This is a genomic window from Stieleria sedimenti, from assembly GCF_025060895.1.
Classification (GTDB): Bacteria; Planctomycetota; Planctomycetia; order Pirellulales; family Pirellulaceae; genus Stieleria; species Stieleria sedimenti.
The window spans coordinates 41,847-62,401 of record NZ_JANZKV010000049.1 but is presented as its reverse complement, the minus strand read 5'-3'; the positions used below and the strand labels follow the sequence as shown (position 1 = coordinate 62,401).

12 protein-coding genes are annotated in these 20,555 nt (G+C 59.5%); 10 read left to right on the top strand and 2 right to left on the bottom strand.

Translation table 11 applies throughout. From position 1 onward, the window contains the following. Positions 1-553 precede the first annotated feature (553 nt). From NZK35_RS08060 to egtD, 7 genes are all read left to right on the top strand, one after another. A complete protein-coding gene (locus tag NZK35_RS08060) occupies positions 554-2,392 on the top strand; it encodes an AMP-binding protein (protein ID WP_259632020.1) in 1,839 nt (612 codons plus the stop codon). 9 nt (positions 2,393-2,401) lie between these two features. After that, positions 2,402-3,718 (top strand): thiolase family protein, encoded by a 1,317-nt coding sequence (locus NZK35_RS08055; protein ID WP_259632019.1) that lies wholly within the window; start codon positions 2,402-2,404, stop codon positions 3,716-3,718. 3 nt (positions 3,719-3,721) lie between these two features. Continuing rightward, complete coding sequence (locus tag NZK35_RS08050) at positions 3,722-5,866, top strand: 3-hydroxyacyl-CoA dehydrogenase NAD-binding domain-containing protein (protein ID WP_259632018.1); 2,145 nt, start codon at positions 3,722-3,724, stop codon at positions 5,864-5,866. After that, on the top strand, positions 5,863-7,887 hold the full coding sequence (locus NZK35_RS08045; protein ID WP_259632017.1) for an acyl-CoA dehydrogenase family protein: 2,025 nt from the start codon (positions 5,863-5,865) through the stop codon (positions 7,885-7,887). The genes NZK35_RS08050 and NZK35_RS08045 overlap by 4 nt, the downstream gene beginning before the upstream one ends. Positions 7,888-7,993: 106 nt before the next feature. Next, on the top strand, positions 7,994-8,977 hold the full coding sequence (locus tag NZK35_RS08040; protein ID WP_259632016.1) for a patatin-like phospholipase family protein: 984 nt from the start codon (positions 7,994-7,996) through the stop codon (positions 8,975-8,977). 367 nt (positions 8,978-9,344) lie between these two features. After that, positions 9,345-10,712: an ergothioneine biosynthesis protein EgtB gene (gene egtB / locus NZK35_RS08035; RefSeq protein WP_259632015.1), complete on the top strand. Its 1,368-nt coding sequence runs from the start codon at positions 9,345-9,347 to the stop codon at positions 10,710-10,712. A gap of 51 nt (positions 10,713-10,763) precedes the next feature. Beyond that, positions 10,764-11,735: an L-histidine N(alpha)-methyltransferase gene (egtD, locus tag NZK35_RS08030; protein ID WP_259632014.1), complete on the top strand. Its 972-nt coding sequence runs from the start codon at positions 10,764-10,766 to the stop codon at positions 11,733-11,735. Between the two features lie 64 nt (positions 11,736-11,799). On the opposite strand, the gene NZK35_RS08025 is transcribed toward egtD, so the two are convergent. Continuing rightward, positions 11,800-12,702, bottom strand: coding sequence for a ThuA domain-containing protein (locus tag NZK35_RS08025; RefSeq protein WP_259632013.1), 903 nt, complete (start codon positions 12,700-12,702; stop codon positions 11,800-11,802). A gap of 70 nt (positions 12,703-12,772) precedes the next feature. Then, positions 12,773-13,570, bottom strand: a complete 798-nt coding sequence (map, locus tag NZK35_RS08020; protein WP_259632012.1) for a type I methionyl aminopeptidase — start codon at positions 13,568-13,570, stop codon at positions 12,773-12,775. A gap of 585 nt (positions 13,571-14,155) precedes the next feature. On the opposite strand from map, the gene NZK35_RS08015 reads away from it, so the two are divergent. The 3 genes from NZK35_RS08015 to NZK35_RS08005 all read left to right on the top strand — a co-directional run bounded on the left by NZK35_RS08015 (position 14,156) and on the right by NZK35_RS08005 (position 20,334). Next, positions 14,156-17,284, top strand: coding sequence for a secretin N-terminal domain-containing protein (locus tag NZK35_RS08015; RefSeq protein WP_259632011.1), 3,129 nt, complete (start codon positions 14,156-14,158; stop codon positions 17,282-17,284). A gap of 139 nt (positions 17,285-17,423) precedes the next feature. After that, positions 17,424-19,118, top strand: coding sequence for a GspE/PulE family protein (locus NZK35_RS08010; RefSeq protein ID WP_259632021.1), 1,695 nt, complete (start codon positions 17,424-17,426; stop codon positions 19,116-19,118). A gap of 4 nt (positions 19,119-19,122) precedes the next feature. Then, entirely contained in the window at positions 19,123-20,334 is a 1,212-nt protein-coding gene (locus NZK35_RS08005; protein ID WP_259632010.1) for a type II secretion system F family protein, read from the top strand. Positions 20,335-20,555: the final 221 nt, after the last annotated feature.

The window sequence follows — 20,555 nt, the reverse complement described above, 5'->3', positions numbered from 1 at the left end:
TTCGTTATACGAGCGGCCGGGCATCCTGAAGCATCGAACGAAGAAGACACGTCGTCGCTACCCTCGCCTGAGCGTGAACGTTCCGCCATCTGGCGACGGCAGCTACACAACAGGAACCCATCATTGACCGCTCGTTGCGAGCTTGTGAAAAACCTCACAAAGCAGCCGATTTTCCCCTTATTTGATTTTTAAGGATTTTCGCTTGCCCTTAAAGCCCTTCGGCGTATGATTGATTGCGTGAAGTGGGCGGCAATTTCGGCTCGGTTGCTGCCGTCCTGCTTGACGGTGAAGCTGTACCGACAGACACAGTACTGACAGACACAGCGGCGCCACGTCAACGCGAACTTATCTCACTCTCCGCAGGGCTCCGTTTCGCCGACCACATCGGCTGGTCCCGCCAACCGTTGGCGTGCGAAACGGGACTCTCCTCGGGCCGATTCGGCGACCCATTGGGGCCGCCGAATGCGACGCGGTCGTGTCGACCGATCAGGTTGATACCGCGCAGAGATCACCCGTCCAGGGATGGTGGCCTTTTCCGAGGGGAGAACCAGTCATGGTTGGACCAAGCGGAAACGATCAACCGACTTCGGCATCGGATGATGCAAAGGACCGATTGATCCGTCCAAACGCGAACGTGCCGGGTGCGTTGCGTGCTCGAGCCGTCGAAGAGCGTCGGTCGTCAGCGAGTCATTCGGCGCGTGGTTTATCGAGTTATCGCAATTGCCCTGCCTTCGGACTCTTGCAACACGCCGCCGAGCAACTGCCCGACCGGTTGGCGTTGATTTATGGCAGCACCCGCTGGACGTACCGCGATCTCAATTCGGACGCGGTCCGCGCCGCAGCGATGCTGCAGCGATTGGGGGTTCGCCCGGGTGATCGCGTCGGGTTGTTGTTGCCCAACGTTCCCGAATACATCATCGCCGCCAACGCGATTTGGCGTGCAGGCGGCATCGTGCTGGCGATCAGTCCGCTGATGGTCCCCGATGAAGTCGATGCGTTGTTGCGAAAAACCAAGTGTCGACACGTCATCTGTTTGGATTTGTTGTCCAACCTCCTCCCGGACTTCTCGAGCGAAGCATCGGGGCGTGACTGTCCGCTTCGAACGACGTTGCTGGTTTCCATTCGTAAACAGTTGCCGGCGCATGAGCAACTCGGGTACCTGATCAAGCGGGGTTACCAGTGGTTGCAGGCGCGGCCACAAAGCTCCAGCAATCGTGTCGGCTGGTTTTGGGAAGAGATCTCGACGATCGAACGAGCCTGGCAGCCGATCACGATCGATCCGGCTTCGGATCCCGCCTACATTCTGCCGACCGGCGGAACGACCGGATCACCGAAGGCGGTGACGTTGAGTCACCAGAACATGGTCGCCAACGCCTGGCAACAATACGTCTGGACGCAACGTTCGTTCGGCGAGGAAACGATGCTCGGTGTGCTGCCGTTCTTCCACAGCTACGGCATGTCGGCAACGGTGATGGGTGGCGCGGCGATGGCGGCAACGCTGGTGTTGCATCATCGTTTCAACACGAACAAGACGATCCAGTTGATCGAGACGCATCGGCCGAGTGTTTTTCATGCGGTCCCGGCGATGCTGGTGGCGATGAACTCGCGGTTGCGCGAATACCCCAGCGACAAACTGGATTCACTGCGCTGGATCATCTCCGGCGGCGCGTCGTTGGATGAATCGGTGGCCCGTGAATTTACGGAACATTGCCGCTATGGACATGAAGAACCCCCATTCGAAGGACCTCAAGTCGTCGAAGGATTCGGGCTCAGCGAAGCGTCCCCGGTGACCCATGTCGGCCATTTGTTCCAAGAACCGATCTATGGCCGCATCGGATTGCCGTTGCCGATGACGGAATGCCGGATCGTGGATGCCAACGCCGAACCCGGTGAACCGGCAAACGCGGTTCCCGACGGAGAAGTCGGCGAGCTGTGCGTTCGTGGTCCACAGGTCATGCTCGGTTATTGGGGCGACCACGAAGCGACTCGCATGTCGATTCGCGACGGCTGGCTGCACACGGGAGATTTGGCGATCCGGCATGACGACGGCTGGTACAGCATCGTGGGTCGGAAAAAGGACCTGATCATCACGTCTGGTTTCAACGTGTACCCGAGCGAAGTTGAGTCGGTGTTGTGCCAAGCGGCCAACGTCAAGGATGCCGCCGTCGTGGCCATGCCGGATGAGATTCGCGGCGAGGCGGTCCACGCTTACATCGTCACCGCCGATGGATCGCCGCCCGATGTCGAAGCCTTGGAAGCGCACTGTCGCGATCATCTTTCGGCACACAAACGGCCGCGGGCGTACACCCATTGCCCCGACGATTTACCGCGAAACTTTTTGGGCAAGGTGATCCGCCGTGAGCTGCGAGAGACACAGGCCATGGACAACTAGGAGCATGTGATGAATCCATCAACATCGAATTCACAACCGATCGCCGTGATCGCCGGTGCACGCACGCCGCTGTCCAAGGCCTTTACCGATCTGGCGGACGTCAGCGCCGTTCAGCTCGGTACTCATGCGGTCACCGCTGCGGTCACCCGCGCGGCTGCAACGACCGACGCGTTGGACATCGATCAGGTCGACGAGCTGGTGATGGGCAACGTGGCCGGACCGCCGGATGCGGCAAACATCGCCCGCGTGATCGCGCTCTCGGCCGGTCTGCCCAAGGAACGCATTGCGCACACCGTCAATCGAAACTGCGCCTCAGGGATGGAATCAATCTTCGCCGCTTGGGATTCCATCGCACGCGGCCGTGCGTCGATCGTCGTCAGCGGCGGAACCGAATCGATGTCCCAGGTCCCGATGCTGTTTCGACGCGATGCGGCCAAGCACTGGATGCGGTTGGCGCGTAGCAAAACGATCTGGCAAAAGCTGCAAACACTTGCCGCATTTCGGCCGCGCCATTTCAAACCCGTCGTCGGAATTCAGCTCGGGCTGACCGACCCGGTGTCGGGATTGAACATGGGCGAAACGGCCGAGGTGCTGGCCAGGGAGTTTGGGATCACGCGTGAGGAGCAAGACGCATTTGCGTTGTTGAGTCACCAACGCGCTTCGGCGGCGCGGGAAGAATGTTTCTTGTCGGGCGAAATCGCCGAGATCGAAACCAAACGCGGCGTCGTCGCCAAAGACAATGGCCCGCGAGACGGACAGTCCCTCGAACAACTCGCCCGCTTGAAACCCCTGTTCGACGCCGGGGGAAGTGTGACCGCGGGCAACAGCTGTCCGTTGACCGATGGTGCCGCGGCGCTGGTGTTGAGCGACCTTTCGACGGCGGAGCGATTCGAACAACCGCTGGGCTACATCACCGATTACGCGATCGCCGGTTGCGATCCCCATCGCATGGGCTTGGGACCGGTTTATGCAACGGCCAAGCTGCTGGCCAAGAGCGGCATGTCGTTGGCCGATTTCGATTTAATTGAACTCAACGAAGCCTTTGCGGCACAGGTGATCGCCTGCGAGATCGCGGCGGCTTCGAAATCATTCGCCTCCCAGGAATTGGGACGCGGCCAACCGCTCGGCGAGTTGTCGCGCGACGTGATGAACATCCACGGCGGCTCGATCGCCTTGGGACACCCCGTCGGAATGACCGGAACGCGGCTCGTCTTGACACTGCTGCGGGCGCTGCGGAAACGCGGCCAACAAGTCGGCCTGGCGACGTTGTGCGTCGGCGGGGGCCAGGGTGTGGCAATGATCGTCCGAACCCAACTCGAGGACTGAACGATGACTCATCAAAATCTCAACAACTTCAAACTCTCCCTGGACGATTCCGGCATTTACCGAGTTGCGCTCGACGTTCCCGGCCGACCGATGAACGTGTTGGACGAAAACGTGATGGGGGAACTGGAACAAATCGTCAACGAATTGGAAACCCGCAGTGACGTGAAGCTGGTGGTTTTCAAAAGCACCAAAGAGAGCGGCTTTCTGGCGGGTGCCGACGTGGAGGCGATTGAATCGATCCAGTCCGCCGAACAGGCCGATCGCTTGATGCAACAGGGGCAACAGCTCTTTGAGCGGATCGAAAAACTGCCGATGACGACGCTCGCCGTGTTGCACGGCCCCTGCTTGGGCGGCGGTCTAGAACTCGCACTGGCCTGTGACTATCGAATCGCACGGGACAACAGTAGCACCAAAATCGGTCTGCCGGAAATCAAACTCGGACTGATCCCCGGTTGGGGTGGCACCCAGCGATTGCCCCGACGCGTCGGACTCAAACACGCCCTGTCGATGATCCTGTCGGGCAAACACCTGTCGGCGCGCGAGGCGATGAAGATCGGTTTGGTGGACCGGGCGATCCCGCCGGATCAGTGGCGCGACGGTGTGGTACGGGTGATCGACACGCTGGTGCGTGGCGGATCATTACGTCCAAAGCGATTGAATACCGAGTGGATTGGCCGTTTGTTCGAGCGACTTCCGCTGGTGCGAAACATGATGGTTTCGGTGACGGAGAACCGCCTGGCCGGTAAGTCGAGACATTACCCGGCACTGGGGGCGGCGATTCACGCAATCGTCGACGGCTACCACCGGAATGTCGATGGCTTTGAAACCGAACGCCGCGAATTCTGTCAGTTGATCAACACCCCCACCTGTCGCCAATTGTTGCGGCTGTTCTTCTCCAGAGAACGCGCCCGAGACATGCAAACATGGGCGCCCCATTCGCTGCGTCTGATTCACGGGGACCCGATCCGACGTTTGGGTGTGATCGGTGCCGGTGCGATGGGAGCGGGGATCGCTCAGGCCGCCGCCATTCGCGGCTACGGTGTCCACATCAAGGAGGTCGATGACGAGGCGGCGCGTCAGGGTTCGGCGCGCGTCGATCGACTGATTTCGAAGTACAGTCGGCACAAACAGTGGAACGAATTCCGTGAAACTGAGCTGCGTGACCGTATCACCCTCGGAACCGAATTCCGCCTGTTTGCGAACGCCGACTGCGTGATCGAAGCGGTCGTCGAACGGATGGACGTCAAACAGCGTGTGCTGGCTGACGCGGAAAAGGAACTCGGCAAATCCGCAATCCTCGCCACCAACACGTCGTCGCTGTCGGTCACGGAAATGGCCCAGTCGCTCCAGCGACCCGATCATTTCGCCGGCTTGCATTTCTTCAATCCGGTCCATCGCATGGAATTGGTCGAAGTGGTGCGTGGCGAACAGACCAGCGATGCGACGATCGCCCAACTGGTTTCGCTCGTGCGGGCGTTGGGCAAGACCCCCATCGTCACGTCGGATTCGCCGGGGTTCCTGGTCAATCGAATCCTCTTCCCCTATTTGGGCGAAGCGATCTTGATGGTCCGCGAGGGGTTGGCCATCGGAACGATCGATCGTGAACTCCGTCAGTTCGGCATGCCGATGGGACCGCTTCAATTGCTCGATCAAGTCGGTTTGGACGTCGCACTGCATGTCGCCCGATCGCTCGGCGTGGTGATGAGTGACGTCGACGACGTGATCGAAGTGTTGTCGCCACTGGCCGAGCGGAATCAAATCGGGGCGAAGTCAAAGCGTGGATTCTATGACTACCGTGGCAAGAAACCACAACCGCGACAGACGTCCGAAGTCGTGGATTTCATGGTGGAACCGGCGCCGCCGGAACGTTTCACCCCCGACGGGCTGTCCGACATTCAGCGGCGGCTCGTGTACCCGATGTTGGCCGAAGCGATCCGATGCGATGACGAACGAGTCGTTGAGCACTCTTGGGCGATCGACTTGGCCATGGTTCTGGGAACCGGGTTTGCGCCCCACCGAGGCGGCCCGCTGAGCGTGGTCGAGCAAATCGGGACGCAGACCGTGTTGGCAAACATGGAACTGCTGCGTTTGCAACACGGCGAACGATTTACTCCACCGGAAAAGCTTTTACTGGGAGCGAGACAATGAGTTTAGAAATCGATCCAACCACGACCCATGCAACCAATCCGGTGGTGACTCCGGGCAATGACCCCGTCAAGCGTTCAAGGACGAACGACGAGCGGCACACCGATGGCGCGGAACTAGAAACGGCGTCCGAAAAGCCGACCGAGTCGTTCGCCGAGATCGCACTTCGACTGGGCGGCGCATCGGTCGACGAGGCGCAGCGCACCGGCGTGATCGATACCGCCGACGATCAGGTCGAAGACCTGTTCGCCGAGCAGCACAAGACGATCCACAGCCCGATCCACCGCGCTGTCTGGGATCGTCACGTGCCGACGGAATTGTTCGCGCCAAATCTCGCCTTGCCCAGCGGTGACGTGGCACACGTCGTCGACCGCTCGCTGAGCATCGTGCGGACACATCGCAAACTCGGTTCGCTGGTCGATGGTAACGGCAAGATCAGTGACGAAGTGCTGCGGGACCTGGGCGACGCCGGTTACTGGGGCTTGTTGGTGGGACAAGAGTACGGCGGTTCAGGCGCGACCATGCGTGATTTCGCCAGAATGATCACGCAGATGGCCACGATCGATCCGACCGTGGCCGGATTGGCGTCGGTTCATGGATGCATCGGCGCGGTCGACCCGCTGCGTGCGTTCGGCAGTGAAGACCAAAAGCGTCGTTTCTTGCCGGGACTGGCCGACGGAACCCGGCTGTCGGCGTTCGCGCTGACCGAACCGGGGGCCGGAAGCGATTTGACGGCATTGCGGACGACCGCCGTTCGTGATGGAGGTGACTATGTGGTCAACGGAGAGAAACTGTTCATCACCAACGCGACCTTTGGCCGAACGATCGGTTTGGTTTGCAAAATCGATGGCGTTCCGAGTGTCTTGATCGTTGAACTGCCGCAGCAGGAGACCGAATCGTTTCGAATCAATCGCTATGGGATCTACGCGCTGCGACGTGCCCAAAACAACGGGCTGATCTTCAAAAATTTCCGTGTCCCGGCGGCCAACCGGTTGGTCCCGCGACACGGCGATGGTTTGACGATCGCGTACCACGGTCTAAATCTGGGACGGGTCTCGTTGTGTGCCAATGCCGCCGGCGCGATGCGGTGGATGTTGGCCGAGATGTTGCCGTGGGCCCGCTATCGTGAAACGTATGGGCAAGCGATCGAAAAGCGTGAATTGGTTCGCCGCCGCGTCGGACAACTCGCCGGTCTGATCGTTGCGTGCGATGCGCTGACGCACTGGTGTGCCAACCTGCTGGACCAGGGATACCGTGGCGAAATGGAGTGCATCATCGCCAAGATCTTTGGCAGCGAAGCACAAAAGGAGGCGGCGATCGAATTATTCATGAAGACGCATGGAGGCCGATCGTTCTTAGCCGGACACCTGTTCGGTGACAACGTCCATGATTTCCTAGCCCCGTGTATCTACGAAGGCGAAGGAGAGATGCTGGGGATGGCGTTCTTCAAGTCGCTGGTCAAGCAACATGGCAAGCAGCACTTTGAACCGATCGGACGAACGCTCCATGAACGGGGCATCAAAACGCCCAGTCTGGTCAACCCGACGCATCTGTGGGCGCTGCGTCGTCCGATGCTGGGCTACGCGAAATGGTATCTCGGCCGCACGCTGCACCGCTCGCAGTGGAGGAAACTTCCCGGCGAAACAACTTCGCAGGAACTCGACCGGCATGTCCGCTTCGCTCAGCGCTATCTGTCCGCAAGCGGAATGGAGATTAGCGGCACGATGCGTCAGCACCAATTGAAATTGGCGGACCGTCAATGTCGGATGTCGACGCTTTCGCTGCGGATCCAAAACGCGGTCACGCTGTTGGTCACGGCCCTGTACGCCGCCGGTCAAAACGACCCGGTTACCCGCGCGGCAGCCGACACGGTTTGTCGCGAACTGAAACGTCGTATCACGGGAGGGCATCCGAGCGACGGCGATTTCCGCCAGGTCACGACGCTGGGGGCGACGATCGCCGAGGAAGGATGGAATGAGTTGCTCGGCGTCGAATCGGGGGCGATTCTACAGGGGTACAAGTGATGCATGGCAATTGCGTTTCCGGTGCCGGACGGCGTCCCGTCCACGCCGCGGCGAACGTCGTTGCGGCAACCGTTTTCCGCTCGTTGCTAAGTAAAAGGAACCATCAATGAAGATGATCGAAGCCACGGACAGCAATCAAGTCTTGTCGATGGGTGGACACGTCAACTGCGAAACCAACCGCCGCGCGGTGATCGCGTTGGGCGGTGGCGGCGCGCGGGGGCTCTCACATTTAGGTGTCATGGAGGCGATCGGTGAATCGGGAGTTCGAACCGAGCGCATCGTTGGGGTCAGCATCGGTAGTTTGATGGGCGGCTTGTGCGCCGTCGATTCCGACGTCAAACAGGTGCAGGCCAAAGCGATCGGACTCCTGCATTCGCCGGTCTTTTCAGAAAAATGCCGGCAGCTGATGGCGGCCGCTTCGAAGGTCTCTGCCGGCAATCGCAAGCAGACCCAACAACTCGGACCAGCCGATTGGTTCGGGCTGTGGTACCGTCGTTTGGAACGCATCATGCGGCACGGCCACCGCTTGACGAAGATGGTGCGTGGGCCGTCGATCCTCTCCGATGAGATCTTGCACGAAGCGATCGACGCCTTGATTCCCGACATCGATTTGTCAGAAACGTCGATTCCGTTGAGCATCGTCGCGGCGGACCTGAAAAGTGGTCACCGTGTGGTCTTGGAACGTGGTTCCCTGCGAAAAGCGATCTTGGCCTCCACGGCCATTCCCGGCTTTTTCCCTCCGATCCCATGGGACGACATGTTGTTGTCGGACATCGGCGTGTTGGATGCGATCCCGTTGTCGATCGCAAAATCTTATGCTTCGGATTTAACGATCGGAGTCGATGTCGGCAGTTCGGTGCAACGGATCGACACGTTCGGTACCGCGATCGACGTGGTGATGCGGATGGAAGAAATCGGCGAGCGGCTGTGTCGTCGCCACTCGTTGCCCCATGCCGACATTCTGATTCGCCCCGATGTCGGATACCGACCGTGGTATGATTTCACCGAACCCGGAGCGTTGATTCAGTCAGGATTGCAGGCGGCCAGAGCGGCACTGCGGCACGTGACAATCGCCAGCGCCGCCTGTTGACCAACCCACGCGCCTGACGCTGTGAAGTATTTTTTAGCGGTAGGGCGCGAGCCCTCCGGTGTTTCGGGAACGTTGAGGAACCGGAGGGCTTGCGCCCTGCCGCTAACACCTCGTAAAACGCAGGGAATAAATGCTTCACAGCGTAGCCACGCGCCGCTCGCTCACGCGTCCCGCTGAAATCACCAGCACGTCGCGCCAGCCAGCACGCCGCGTTAGCCAGTGGCGCGTGTCCAACCCCTCATTGATTTCAACAATTTTGCCGCCGGCAACCCTTCTCGCCCCGGTTGTCTCTTAAAATCGGTTGCTTAGAGAGCATTGTCGACAGAGTGCACGGGACATTTCGATTTTATTACGGGGGAACCTTGGCATGGGCACCAATAGCGGGACGGTGGCGGTCCAAAACGCGCACGCTGCGGATAGCTTGATCGATCATTTCTTTCAGGTCCGTGCGTTTTCAGAACTGATCGTCGAACCTCTGTCCCCCGAAGACTGCGTGATTCAGTCGATGGACGATGCCAGCCCGATCCGTTGGCACCTGGCGCACACGACGTGGTTCTTTGAAACGTTTTTGCTGAAACCGAGCGGAGATTACCGGCCGTTTGATGAACGTTTCGAGTATTTGTTCAATTCCTATTACAACAGCGTCGGCGAACAATACCCGCGGGGCAAACGCGGCTTGATGTCTCGTCCCAATTTGGCGGAGACGCTCGACTATCGCAGCCACGTCGATCAAGCGATGCGGTCGCTCGTCGACGGCCACGATCTGACCGACGATGAGCGGCACGTGTTGGAAATCGGAATCCATCACGAACAACAGCATCAGGAATTGATGCTGACCGATCTGAAACACGCACTTTCATGCAATCCGCTTGCACCGGTGTATCGCGATGGAGCGTGTGAAGATCTCGACGCAGCGGTCGGTCAGTCATGGGTCGAGTTTGATCCGGGGGTGGTTCGGATCGGACACGACGGCGACTCCTTTTGTTTCGATAACGAACTCCCCCGACACCGTGTCTTTCTAGAACCCTTTCAAATCGCTGATCGCTGCGTGACCAATCGCGAGTACCTGGAGTTCATGGAAGATGGGGGATACGATCGGCCCGAACTGTGGTTGTCGCTGGGATGGTCGGCGGTCAACGAGCACGGCTGGCGATCGCCGTTGTATTGGACCAAAACGGGCTCGCGTTGGTCGCACTTCACGTTGTCCGGACGCAAGCCGATTCGGCTCGATCAGCCCGTCTGCCATGTCAGTTATTTCGAAGCCGACGCATTTGCCCGCTGGGCCGGATGCCGATTGGCAACCGAAGCCGAATGGGAACACGCCGTCTGCTGCCAGCTGGACGACCCGTTCTCGGCATTGCAACGCGGCAATTGGAGCGACGAACTGCTCCGCAGCGGTCGCTGTATCCACCCCAAGTTGTCTGGCACGGACGGTTACCGCAATCCGCAATCTCAATACAGTGGCATCGACCGTGACGACTCCGGCCGGCCTCCATTGGCCGACGTTATGGGCAACGTTTGGGAATGGACCAGCAGCCACTACTCGGCATACCCCGGCTACCGGGCGCCGGCGGGTGCGTTGGGCGAATACAACGGGAAATTCATGTGCAACGTCTTCGTCCTCAAGGGCGGATCATGCGCGACTCCGTCTGGACATGCGCGACCGAGCTATCGCAATTTCTTCGCCCCAGAGTCGCGCTGGCAATTTACCGGCATCCGGTTGGCACGCTCCTAAAGTACCAGAGTCCCCCGCTAGTTGACTCGACCATGGTTCAGGGTACGCACCGTGTTAAAAACCGCACCGCCAAAAGCGTCTTCTCGATCGATCACGTTTCAGCACGACGTGATCACGGGACTCGGCAAGAGCCCCAAACGGTTGCCGTGCAAGTATTTTTACGACAAACGCGGGTCGGCCCTGTTTGACGAAATTTGTGAACTCGACGAGTACTACCTGACTCGGACCGAGCAAGCCATCATGGATCGGTACGCGTCGGAGATGGGCGCCCAGATCGATTCGGGAGCGATGTTGGTTGAGTATGGTAGCGGCAGCAGCATCAAAACCCGAATCTTGCTGGATCATCTGATCGACCCGGTCGCTTATGTCCCGGTCGATATTTCGCATCGGCATCTACAACGTGTGGCAGAACGTTTACGGGCGGATTATCCGCAGCTGGAGGTGATTCCGGTGACCGCCGATTTCACCCGCCCGTTTTCACTTCCAACCCCTCGCAAACCCGCCACGCACTGTGCCGTTTACTTTCCCGGATCGACGATCGGAAATTTTGAACCGGCCGAGGCGGAGCGACTGTTGCGATCGATCACCGAGCGATGCGGCGATGGCGGCGGGCTGCTGATCGGGATCGACCTGGTCAAAGATGTCGAGACCTTGGAGCGCGCGTACAACGACGATGCCGGCGTGACGGCGGCATTTAATCTAAACCTGTTGCATCGGATTGGCGACGAACTGGACGCCGAGATCGACGTGGAAGCGTTCGAACACGTCGCGTTCTACAACGGGGAAGCGTCCCGAATCGAAATCTACATTCGCTCGTTGAAACGACAAACGATCCGCATCGCGGAGAACTCGTTTCAGCTCGATGCAGGCGAATTGATTCACACCGAGTATTCGCACAAATACACGATCGACGGCTTTTCGAAGCTGGCCGCTCGTGCAGGGTTGGCATTGCATCGCAGTTGGACCGATGATGACCGGCTGTTTGCCGTGCTGCATCTGGTGGTCACCGGCGGGCAAATGTAGCCGCCGTCGCCGGCCGGCGGCTCCTGCACGCGCTGTCGAGCGTTACGACAGCAGTGTTGTCCCGTTACTTGGCGTCCGCTTTCAGATTGTCGGTGGCCCAGAGTATCCCGCGGGAGACCAGGTCCAGGTAGCGATCGTCGCCGACGGTTTCGTTGTTGTGGCCGAGCGTGGTGCTAAAGATCTTGGTTTGCTTGGGCCCGTACAGATTGGTCCAAACCACGACCGCCTGAGCCGTTTTGGGTTTGGCGTTGGGGTTCTGGTTCAGATCCCTCTTTCGCGGCGATTGAACTTGATCCCCGGTCGCCAGCACTTGGGTGTTCCCAAACACTCGGACGTTGTTGTAAAGCTCTTCGTTGATCGTCGTCCAGTTGTTCAGCCCCTTGGTTACCGGATGATCCGCTTGAGTGTAGTGGACGTCGATCGGGGATTGAGGACCATGGCCGGTCGATTGGACGCCGATCATTTCGTACCAACCGGCGTTCTCGGCCCCGATTTCGACCGGGTTTCGGAAATCGCCCCAGCGGTAACTGTGCATCGCGCAGTGCAGGTTGACCGCCGGAACGCCGGCCCGGTGGGCAGCCAGAATACGATCGACGTAGGGGCGTTCGGTGACCGACGCGGAGCACTCGTCGTGCAGGATCACGTCGTAGTCTTCGGCCCAGTCCTCCGACTCGTAGACTTCAAAACGGGTGCCGGTCGTCTTGCTGGGATTAAATTCGATCGTCACCACGGCATTGATCCGCTTCTCGATGCCTTGCTTCAGCAATTGGGTTTGGGTTGCATAGTCATGGCAGCACCCGCCGGCGACCAGCAAGACCTTGAGCGGTTTGTCCTGCGCGTGGGCCGGTCGGACCGCGGCGAACGAAATCAGCGCGACGCCGCACAGGAACAGGTACAGGGCGCGACGGCCGACAGAGAGACGGCCGACAGAGAGACGGCCGACAGAGAGACTTTGGAGCGGATTCATGGTGGAGGGCCTTGGAGAGTCGGATCAACCGATGGAGCAGGAGAGGTCGTCGCGGGGCGAGCGGTCGACGTTAAAATTGATGGCCTTTGCGGGGGCCGTCATTGCACTGGGTCAGAATCTCGGGGCCGTCCTCGGTCATCATCACCGTGTGTTCGAATTGGGCCGACGGGCGCCCGTCTTTGGTCCGCACCGTCCATCCATCCACCTTGTCGCAGCGGGCGTAGCGGGTTCCGGCATTGATCATCGGTTCGACGGTGAAACACATGCCGGGGAACAGTCGATCGATACGGCTTTGCCGATTCGGGAAGTGGGGGATCGAGGGATCCAGGTGAAATTGTTTCCCCAGTCCGTGCCCGACGTATTCGCGGACGACCGAAAAACCACGCCGATGCGCCTCGGGCACGATCGTCTCGCCGATTTTCGAAACCGTGCATCCGGGAGTCAGCGCGTCGATCGCCAGGTGCATGCAGTCAAAGGCGCATTGAGTGACCGCTTTGCGCTCCTCGGAGACCTCTCCGATCAAAAACGTTTCGCTTTGGTCCCCGTGCCAGCCGTCGACGATGGTGGTCACGTCGATGTTGACGATGTCGCCGTCTGTCAGCTCCTCGTCGCCGGGGATGCCATGGCAGATCACTTCATTGATGCTCGTGCAGCAGCTTTTCGGGAAATTCTGATACCCCAGCGTTGCCGCGGTATGCCCGTTGTCGAGCGTCCACTGTGCGATCATCTCGTCGATTCTGCCCGTGGTGATGCCGGCCTTGATGTGCGGTCGGATGTAGTCCATCAGGCTCGCATTGACGCGTCCGGCGCGGCGCATCGCATCGCGTTGCTGGTCGTTTAGAATCAGTTTTCGTTGCTTTTGCAGCATTCCTTTCATGTTCCCTTCGATGCGAACAGCGGTAGATCTGCTCGTGGTTAATCCTGCGGCAAGCCGGCGTCGGTGCCCTGGTGCCCTGGTGCCCTGGTGCCCTGGTGGCCTGGTGGCCTGGTGGCCTGGTGCCCTGGCGGAATCGCGTTTGATCGCCGGCCGGCGTCAGTGCGTATCGTACCAACCCGAAAGTGTCGTTCGTAGAACCGAAAACACCCCTCGCTCAGATTTTTTAGAAGCCCACCGGCGACTGATCCTACGACCGGTTCGGCAACACGGGGTCCGTCGCGAAGTCAATTCCGGACATCGTCATGCCCCGCCCAGAGGGGCATAGAGTGCGAAAACCAGGCCTCCGCGGGGATCAACTGGCATGAAAACCGCACGAATCAACCGAAATCCGCGATCGGTCGAGAAACCCTGGCCCGCGCGGAAGGTTAGATCAGTGGGCCGGCGAAGTGATCTCCGCTTCCAAAAACTGGCGCGATTGGTGCCAGTCGATTTGATGGGGGGCAATTAGAATGAGCCGGTCCGCAGGCCCATTGAGTCGAAATCTCATCCACTTCTTTTGACAAAACCGCTGCAATAATGCATTTCCAACTCCCATCGTGCACCGAAAGCTCGTGCACCGATAGCAACGCACCGCTTGGCGCCAGCATCCGCCTGCCGCTGCGGCAGTCGTCCGGGCTGGCGAAGTCGTCTCTTCAGATCCTTTTCGCCGCCGTGTTGGCATCCATGCTGCCGATCTCGACGCTTTCGGCACAAGAACAGACGCCCGAGGGAGACCCGGCAGCCGAAACGGCCGGCGCCCCCACTGAGGAGATCGACGCCACCGAGGACAGCGAAGACCAAGTCCCCGCCTCGCCGTCGGACCAGCCCCCGACGACTCAATCTTCACCGGCACTCCGCGGCGAGGACGTGACACCGGAAGAAGCCGCACGGATTTTGTTGGACGAACTCGATCGTCCCCAACAACCCTTGCTGCGTTTCAATTTCACCGGTGCCAGCTGGAACGACGTGCTGAATTGGATGGCGACCGAAGGCGATTTGTCGCTCCAGATCGACCGCTACCCCGAAGGCTCGATCTCCTTCATCGATCGCTCGCGGATGTACACGGTCGCCGAGTCCTTGGATCTGTTGAATCGATTGCTGCTCGATCGCGGTTACGCCTTGGTCCGCCGCGGTCGAATGTTGTTCTTGATCGACCTGGAAGTCGAAAACGCCGACAAACTGATTAGCGAGTTGGCCGATTTAGTGCCGCTGGACGAACTGGAATCACGCGGCAAAAGCGATATCGTGACCGCGATCTTTCCGCTCGGCAGCATGACGCCCGACGAAGCCAAAACACAATTGCCACAGATGGTCGGTCCGTGGGGGCGGGTGATCGTGCTCGACAGCGCTCGCCAAGCCAAAGTGACCGAACGGGCGGAGAAGCTGGTCGCGATCCGCGAGGTCATCAAACAATCCGACCAGGAAGTGCACGAGATCAAACTGCAACACCGCAGCGCCGAGGAATTGCTGCAAACCGCTCGCCCCTTGCTCGGCCTGGAAGCCGACGAAAACTCCAACGACGACATTCGCATCTCCGTCGGGCTCTATGGCGATCGTATTTATGCCACCGGGTTGCGATCCAAGGTCAGCATTCTGGAGAACCTGATCGCCAAAGCCGACCAACCGCTGGAAGGTTCCGGTGACGCGACCGAGGCGGAAGTGGCTCGTCCCCTGTTCCAAACCCATTTCGTTCGTGTCGCTGATCCCGCCACCGTGTTCGAAGTCCTGCAAACGCTATTGCAAGACGAACCCGGCACGCGTGTCGCCATCGATCCCGCCACCAACGCCATCATCGCCTTCGCAACCCCCAACACCCACAAGCAGATCACCGAAGTGATTGCCAAGATGGAAGGCAGCGGTGAAGACTTCGAAGTCTTTCAGCTCAAACGCATCGACCCCGCCCAAGCCTTGCTGACCATCAACAAGTACTTCGGCGTGACCGAAGAAAACACCAGCGGTCCGATCGTTGACGGCGATCCGGCGACCGGGAAATTGTGGGTTCGCGGCTCGCAAGACGAAATCGAACAGATCCGACGGCTGCTCGACCAACTCGACGGCACCACCAGCGAAGGGTTGCTCAGCGGGAAAGTCCGACTGTTACCGCTCAACGGACGCCAAGCCGAAGACGCGTTGCGACAGCTGCAACTGTACTGGCGAATGACCGGACGCGATAATCCGATCCGTGTTGTGTCTCCGTCCGGGGCCGGTGAATCCAACGGCATCCGCGATCGCAAGATCCAGCGGGCTCCTTCCAGCTCGACCTCGCCGCCGCAATCGACGTCGAACCCTGCCAGCAATCTCGACGCCTCCCGCTTCGATTCGCAACGGTTCTACTACCTCACCCAAGCCCCAGCGGCATCTAACTCAGCGGCATCTAACTCAGCGGCATCTAACTCAGCGGCATCTAACTCAGCGGCATCCAGCCCGGCGGACAACCAACCCGTCAACGTCCAACCCGAACCCGTCACCACCGAAGTCGCCAAATCGCCCAGTCCGGACATCATGATCGAACTGACGCCCAACGGCATTCGGATCGCTTCGGATGACACCGAAGCGTTGGACGAATTGGAAGAACTGCTGTCACAGCTGATCGGCCCGATGGGAACCTCCAGTGACCTGCCGACGATCTACTGGTTGAAGTACATCCAGGCCGATATCGCTGCCGAAATGATTGCCAGCATTCTCGGTGGCGGCGACTCGGCGGGCAGCCTGACCGACTCGATCACCGGCGGACTCGGCGGCGGCATGCTGGGTGGATTGATGGGATTGGCCGGCGGTGGCGGTGGCGAGACCTCTTCGGCCAAGTCCATTCTGACCTCCACCGGTTCGGTCAACATCGTTCCCGATCTACGACTCAACGCGCTGTTCATCCAAGCCAACGAGCTGGACTTGCAAGTCATCGAAATGGTGCTTGAAAAAATCGACATCGAGGAAAGTCCCGAAAACATCGAGCTGACCGCGACGCCGCGGATGATCCCCGTGCTGTATCAAAGTGCGGCAGAAGTCGCCAAGGTGGTCAAGGAGATCTACGCCGATCGGGTCGCCGGTGCCGATCAGGGACGCAATAGCGGCGGCGGAGGCGGAGGTCGTGGCGGGCAACCCTCGCCGGAAGATTTCATCAACGCCTTGCGCGGCGGTCGAGGCGGCCGCGGCGGCGGTGCCGAGACGCCGAAAAGCGAACGCTCCAAGATCACCGTTGCCGTCGACACGCAAAGCAACTCGCTGGTGGTCACGGCCACGACCAAGGATTTTGAAGAGATTCAAATGCTGGTCGAAGCGCTCGATCAAGGCGGCCGCGTCAATGAAGACGAGACCGTCGTTTACACGCTGCCCGGTACACTTAACGGAAACACCATCGTGCAAGCGTTGGAAGCCATCCTGAGCGCCAAAGTCGAAACCAAAGACAGCGGGTCCTCTTCTTCCTCCAGTACCCCGGGGGCGCGGACCGGAGGCGATAGCTCCAGCAGCACCGAAGCGGCTGAGGCGATGCGGCAACGGATCGAAGCGTTTCGATCGCGGTTCGGTGGCGGTGGTGGCGGCAGCCCCTTCGGCGGCGGACGCCCCGGCGGATTCGGCGGCCGCAGCAGCGGAGGCTCACCCTTCGGGGGCGGCGGACGCGGCGGTGCACCCGGTGGTGGCGGCGGTCGTCCCGGCGGCGGACGTTAATCATCCCGTCCAGGAAGACGTCTTCAACGCGCCACCGGGGATCGACCACGATGCAAACTCCCCGGCCGCGCCGACGTTCTCCCCCGCAACACAGTACAATCCAAGCATCACTCTTTGGAAGAACACCGGAACCGATTCCATGATCATGCGTGCAGGCGAAATCCTTCGACGACGCGGACTGCTCAGCGACGCACAGCTGGCAGACACCCACGGCAGCAATGCGTCCGATATCATTCAAGCCGCCGTCGAAAAGGGATTCGTCGGCGAACGTGAAGCGCTCGAAGCGCTCGCCGAAGAAGTCGGCTTGGAGTTCGTCGATTTACGCGACACCGAAATCGACTTGGCCGCCTTGGAAGGATTCCCACAACGATTGATCTATCGCCAGTCGCTGTTTCCGATCCGCTTCCAAAACGGATCGGTTGTCGTGGCGACCGCCGATCCGCTGGACCTTTACCCGCTCGATGAAGCCAGCGCGGCGACGGGCAAGAACATCATTCCGATCGTCGCCCAGCGCGGCGAGATCGCACGGCTGATGAAGCGACATCTCGGTGTCGGTAGCGAGACCGTCGAAGACCTGATGGCGGCCGTCTCGGATGACGAAGACGTCGAGTTGCTCGAAGAGTTGGAAACCGACGGCAGCGAACTGAGCGAGATGGCTCAGGAAGCTTCGGTCGTCCGGCTGGTCAACGAAATCCTGCTCGAAGCCATCGAGACGCGTGCCAGCGACATCCACATCGAGACCCAATCCGACGGTTTGATGGTCCGCTATCGAATCGACGGGATTCTGCACCGCCAACCCACGCCGCCGGAAATCAACCGTTTCCAAGCCGCCATCATCAGCCGCTTGAAGATCATGGCGCGGCTCAACATCGCCGAAAAACGGCTACCCCAAGACGGACGCATCAAGCTGAGGGTTCACGGTCGCGAAGTCGACATTCGATTGAGTGTGATCCCGATGATCCACGGCGAAGGCTTGGTGATGCGGGTGCTGGACAAGTCCTCCATGGTCTTCGATCTGGGAAAACTGGGGATGTCCGATGAGATCTACCAGACCTACAGCAAGCTGATCGAGTTGCCGCACGGGATCATCTTGGTCACCGGGCCGACCGGTAGCGGTAAAACCACGACGCTCTACAGCAGTTTGCTGCAGATCCGCAGCGAAGAAACCAAGATCATCACCACCGAAGACCCGGTCGAATACCAACTCGACGGCATCAACCAAATCCAGGTCCACTCGAAAATCGGGTTCACCTTTGCCGCGTCGCTGCGAAGCATCTTGCGGCACGACCCCGACATCGTCCTGGTGGGGGAAATTCGTGACCTGGAGACGGCCGAAAACGCCATCCAAGCGTCGTTGACCGGCCACCTGGTCTTCAGCACCTTGCACACCAATGACGCTTCGGGGGCCTTCACCCGGTTGGGCGACATGGGCGTCGAACCGTTCCTGGTCGCGGGGACCGTCGAAGGCGTCATGGCGCAGCGACTGCTCCGTCGACTCTGCCCGCTGTGCAAAGAAGCCTACAAGCCGTCGCCCGACGAAGTCCCCCAGGATTTCCCCTGGGATCGCGGCGGCGAATTCACCTGGTATCGCCCGGTGGGTTGCCGAGAATGCCGCAACCTGGGCTATTCCGGCCGAATGGGTATTTACGAACTGTTGGTCACCAATGACGAAATCCGCCAACTTGCCCAGGATCGGGCCAGCAGTTGGGTCATCCGCAAAGCGGCCGTGGATGCCGGCATGCGGACCCTGCGGATGGACGCTTGGGACAAAGTGATCGCGGGCATGACGAGCATCGACGAAGTGCTACGAGTTTCCAAGGGCGAGGCTCTGTAGAATCATGCCGACGTTTGCCTACACCGCCCGCGACATGGCGGGCAAGACCGTGAGCGGCTCGATCGAAGCCGCCAATGAACGCGAAGTCGCCTTGCTGCTGAGCGAAAAGTCACTCTTTCCGTCCAAGGTCGCCGCCGCCCAAAACACGTCCGGCCGTTCCCTGTTTGGTCAGCGAAAACGGGTCAAAGGCCAGACGATGGCCACCTTTTACGGCCAGCTGGCCTCGCTGCTCCGCAGCGGCGTGCCGATGATGCGTTCGCTGACCGTCCTTGGCGAACAAGCGACAGACCGGGTCTTGGGCGATATCGTCAAAGAGATCAAGGCTCGAGTCGAAGACGGCGAACCGATCGGCAACGCGATGGCACGGTTTCCCAACGTGTTCTCGGACATGGCGATCAACATGGTCCGCGCTGGGACCGAAGGCGGCTTTTTAGAAGACGCCCTGGAACGTGTCAGCACGTTCACCGAATTGCAGGAGGATTTGAAAGGCCGAACCATCAGCGCCCTGGCCTATCCCGTGTTCCTGTTTTCCGTCGGCTCCCTCGTCATCAGCGGCCTGCTGGTGTTCTTCGTCCCCAAGTTTGATGCGATGTTTGATCGCTTGCGTCAAAAAGACGAAATGCCCTGGTACACGGAGTCCCTGCTCAGCTTCAGCACGGTGCTGCAACACTACGGCTGGGTGCTCATCCTCTTGGTCATCGCCTTGATCGTGGTGATCAAAGTTCAACTGGCAACCGAAGCCGGCAAGCAGATGATGGACAAGCTCAAGCTGCGAATTCCGGTGCTCGGAAACATCCTGATGAATCTGGCTGTCGCGCGATTCTGCCGCGTCCTGGGCACCCTGTTGGGAAACGGTGTGCCGATCCTGAAGTCGCTTGAAATCAGTCGTTCGGCCGCCGCCAATCGTTTGCTCAGCCAATCGATCGCCGATGCGACCGAAAACATTCGCGGCGGTGAGTCACTGGCCACACCGTTGCGGGCCTCGGGCTATTTTCCGCCATCGGTCGTGGAAATGATCAGCGTGGGGGAAGAAAGCAACTCTCTTGAGAAAGTTCTTCCGGAAATCGCCGACTCACTGGAGAAGCGAACTTTCCGCAGACTCGACCTCTTTGTAAGATTACTTGAACCAATGATGTTGCTGGTCATGGCGTTTTTGGTTCTGGCTGTTGTGCTTGCACTGCTCGTGCCGGTACTCAAGAGCAGCACAAGTCTGTAGTTGCAAAATTTGCTCGAACGATTCACCCGATCGAGCCGATTCAACGGAAAGACCATGTTCCAGCCAGAACTGTTGTTCTCCCTACGTCAGTCTTTCATCGGAACACATGGTTCTGTTCTGACGTAGAAGGGGCAGAGAGCGGGCAAGTTCGGCGTACCAACTGTGGGCGGTGCGGATATGAATCTTTTAATCATCTGGCTGATCGTTTCAGTCATCTGTAC

Bases quoted from the DNA above. Each gene is read 5' to 3' on its own strand.
- NZK35_RS08060 (WP_259632020.1), top strand. From the start codon at position 554: ATGGTTGGACCAAGCGGAAACGATCAACCGACTTCGGCATCGGATGAT.
- NZK35_RS08055 (WP_259632019.1), top strand. From the start codon at position 2,402: ATGAATCCATCAACATCGAATTCACAACCGATCGCCGTGATCGCCGGT.
- NZK35_RS08050 (WP_259632018.1), top strand. From the start codon at position 3,722: ATGACTCATCAAAATCTCAACAACTTCAAACTCTCCCTGGACGATTCC.
- NZK35_RS08045 (WP_259632017.1), top strand. From the start codon at position 5,863: ATGAGTTTAGAAATCGATCCAACCACGACCCATGCAACCAATCCGGTG.
- NZK35_RS08040 (WP_259632016.1), top strand. From the start codon at position 7,994: ATGAAGATGATCGAAGCCACGGACAGCAATCAAGTCTTGTCGATGGGT.
- egtB (WP_259632015.1), top strand. From the start codon at position 9,345: ATGGGCACCAATAGCGGGACGGTGGCGGTCCAAAACGCGCACGCTGCG.
- NZK35_RS08025 (WP_259632013.1), bottom strand. From the start codon at position 12,702: ATGAATCCGCTCCAAAGTCTCTCTGTCGGCCGTCTCTCTGTCGGCCGT.
- map (WP_259632012.1), bottom strand. From the start codon at position 13,570: ATGCTGCAAAAGCAACGAAAACTGATTCTAAACGACCAGCAACGCGAT.
- NZK35_RS08015 (WP_259632011.1), top strand. From the start codon at position 14,156: ATGCATTTCCAACTCCCATCGTGCACCGAAAGCTCGTGCACCGATAGC.
- NZK35_RS08010 (WP_259632021.1), top strand. From the start codon at position 17,424: ATGATCATGCGTGCAGGCGAAATCCTTCGACGACGCGGACTGCTCAGC.
- NZK35_RS08005 (WP_259632010.1), top strand. From the start codon at position 19,123: ATGCCGACGTTTGCCTACACCGCCCGCGACATGGCGGGCAAGACCGTG.